This window comes from Microbacterium sp. Kw_RZR3, from assembly GCF_029222405.1.
Classification (GTDB): domain Bacteria; phylum Actinomycetota; class Actinomycetes; order Actinomycetales; family Microbacteriaceae; genus Microbacterium.
The window spans coordinates 1-2,809 of record NZ_JARHXC010000169.1; the positions used below are offsets into that span (position 1 = coordinate 1).

The 2,809-nt window shown below is 68.6% G+C and carries 4 protein-coding genes; 2 read left to right on the forward strand and 2 right to left on the reverse strand.

The window, feature by feature from the left end; all coding sequences use genetic code 11:
- On the reverse strand, nucleotides 1–502 hold a 502-nt coding region (locus P2P98_RS08910; RefSeq protein ID WP_275799286.1), incomplete at its 3' end, for a hypothetical protein.
- 4 nt (nucleotides 503–506) lie between these two features.
- Nucleotides 507–1,049 carry a sigma-70 family RNA polymerase sigma factor gene (locus P2P98_RS08915; RefSeq protein WP_275799289.1) on the reverse strand — a complete coding sequence of 181 codons (543 nt, stop codon included), beginning with the start codon at nucleotides 1,047–1,049 and terminating at the stop codon, nucleotides 507–509.
- A 203-nt stretch (nucleotides 1,050–1,252) separates the two neighbouring features.
- On the opposite strand from P2P98_RS08915, the gene P2P98_RS08920 reads away from it, so the two are divergent.
- Both P2P98_RS08920 and P2P98_RS08925 read left to right on the forward strand, forming a co-directional pair.
- Nucleotides 1,253–2,095, forward strand: a complete 843-nt coding sequence (locus P2P98_RS08920) for an NAD(P)-dependent oxidoreductase (protein ID WP_275799292.1) — start codon at nucleotides 1,253–1,255, stop codon at nucleotides 2,093–2,095.
- Between the two features lie 36 nt (nucleotides 2,096–2,131).
- Nucleotides 2,132–2,752, forward strand: a complete 621-nt coding sequence (locus P2P98_RS08925) for a TetR/AcrR family transcriptional regulator (RefSeq protein WP_275799295.1) — start codon at nucleotides 2,132–2,134, stop codon at nucleotides 2,750–2,752.
- Nucleotides 2,753–2,809 lie beyond the last annotated feature (57 nt).

Here is a 2,809-nt window from a genome sequence, read left to right on the forward strand (position 1 = left end):
CGTGTCGCTGGATCGCGGCACGGATCCCTTCGCGCATCTCTTCCACGGCATCCGTCATGGCCCGGCCGAAGCGCACACTCACCGAGACACGCACGTCGAGCGGGGCATCGGGCTCGTTCTGCTGGAGGCGCACACGCCCCACCAGCACGCCGTCGACGCCGTCACCGACGGAACGGATGAGCTCGTAGAGCGCCCCCTCCGTCACGACGATCTCGACACCGTCGGCGCCTCGGACGAGGGGGATATCGCGGCCCGCGCGGAACTCGCGCATCACCTCGCGCATGATCGAGTCGTACCAGGACTCGGCCAGGGGTTTGGCGGCCTGTTCCTCGACGATCTCTCGCGAGAGCCGCCCCATCCGTTCCATGGATGCCAGAACGGCCTGGCATTCCGCATTGCGCTCGATCGCGGCGATGCGCGGAACGCGCCCGCGATCGAGGTAAGCGGAGAGGTCCTCGAGCGAATAGCCCGAGCCCCCGATGTCGTCGACGTCGTCGCTCATCCCCTCACCTCCACTCCTGCATGCGTTCCAGCACGATCTTCCGAGCCCGAGCGAGTCGGCCGCGCACCGTGGCCGCGTTCTCGCCGACTTCGACGGCGATCTCGTCGTAACTGTGGCCGCCGATCTCGCGCAACACCCAGACCACGCGCAACTCTTCGGACAGCTCGGACAGCACGTTCTTCAGCGCGTCCATCTGCGACGATGCCACAACCGAGCGCTCCGGGTCGTCTTTCGCCGAGACCATCTGCTCATCGATCTGATCGGAGACCTTGCGGGCGCGGAGTCGATCGGTCGCTTTGCGGGACACGATCGTCGTCAGCCAGCTGCGCACCTTCTCGGGCTCGGTGAGGTCGGGCAGGCGCCGCCACGCGGTGATCAGGGCTTCCTGGACGCAGTCGTCCGCGTCGGCGCGCGAGCCGGTGAGGCGGGTGGCGAACGCGACGAGGAACGGCGCGTGACGACGCACCAGCACTCCGAAGGCGAGCTGGTCGCCATCAGCCGCCCGCGACGCGAGGAACGCGTCTGTGGCGGTGGACAAAGAGGGCATCGATTTCCTGTCGGGGTGTGCGTGCACACCCGGGGTGCTGAAGAGGCGGTTCCGTCCACATAGCGAAACACTTCGGACGGAAACCGGACCGAGAGGTTGACGCGGAGCGGACACCTGTGCAGAATTTCCGCTTTCTGGAGACGGCCCCGATGTCGGAGGGCGGCGGTAGCGTCGGAGAACGTCCCCTGACATCGAGGAGCCCCATGCGCATCGCTCTCACCGGCTCGTCCGGAAAGCTCGGCACGGTCGTCGCGCGGGAGCTCCGCGCCGCCGGTCACGAAGTGATCGGTTTCGACATCCGCGGCGAGCGCGGTCCTGGCTTCGTGCAGGTCGACCTCACCGACTACGGCCAGGTCATCGACGCGCTCGCGGGAGTGAATGATCAGCACGACGGCGTCGACGCCCTCGTGCACCTCGGCGCGATCCCCGCTCCCGGCATCCGGTCCGACGTAGCGACCTTCCACAACAACATGACCAGCACGTTCAATGTGTTCTGGGCGGCGGTGCGCCTCGGCATCCAGCGAATCGTCTACGCCTCCAGCGAGACGGTGCTCGGTCTGCCGTTCGACATCGACCCGCCCTACATCCCCGTCGACGAGGAGTACGCGCCGCGACCTGAGTCGGTGTACTCGCTGGTCAAGACGCTCGAGGAGCGCTTGGCCGTCGAACTGGTGCGTTGGAACCCCGAACTGTCGATCACGGCCCTGCGCTTCTCGAACGTCATGGTTCCCGACGACTATGCCGAGTTCCCGTTCGACGCCGACGCGCGCACCCGCAAGTGGAACCTGTGGGGCTACATCGATGCGCGTGATGGCGCGCAAGCCGTCGAGCGCGCCCTCGAGAAGACACCGGCCGGGTTCGACACGTTCATCATCGCCGCGGCCGACACCGTCATGACCCGCCCCAACGCCGAGCTCGTCGCCGAGGTGTTCCCCGGCGTCGAGACGCGCGGCGATTTGGGCGAGAACACGACGCTGCTGTCGATCGACAAGGCGCGCCGCCTGCTCGGCTACGACCCGCAGCACTCGTGGCGCGACACGCGCTGACGCGGAAACGCTCGATCGAAGTGCCACACTGAGTGCGTGACCGCTGCCGACCCCTCTGCGACGACGACGGCTCCCGCGCGCCGCGGGCGTCCCGGGTACGACCGTGAGGGTCTGCTCGCCGTCGCGGTGCAGCTCTTCAACGAGCAGGGATACGACGCGACGAGTGTGGCCGACCTGGCCCGTCGCCTCGGCCTGACGAAGTCGGCGCTGTACCACCACTTCGCCTCGAAGGAAGAGCTCCTGGCGGTCGCCCTCGAAGCGGCGCTCGGCGGCCTCGAGGCCGTTCTCGACCAGCCCGGTGCCCGCGAGGGCGCGGCATCCGATCGTCTTCGATTCGTCCTCACGGGGGCGACGGACGTGCTGGTGGCCCAGTTGCCCGCGGTGACCCTGTTGCTTCGCGTGCGCGGGAACAGCGCCGTCGAGCAGGCGGCGCTCGAGCGCCGACGCGTGTTCGACCACCGCGTCACCGCCCTCGTCGCCGAGGCGCAGGCGGAGGGCAGCGTGCGCGATGATGTCGACGCCGCGGTCGCCGCGCGCCTGCTGTTCGGCATGATCAACTCGGTCGTCGAGTGGTACCGCCCCGGCGGCAGTGTCGACGGCGATCGCCTCGGCCACGACATCGTGCGGATCGCGCTCGACGGACTCCGCACCGTCTGAGCACCCGCACGCGCCGACCGCGCGGACCGGCCGAGCACGCGTACCGGCTGAGCGCGC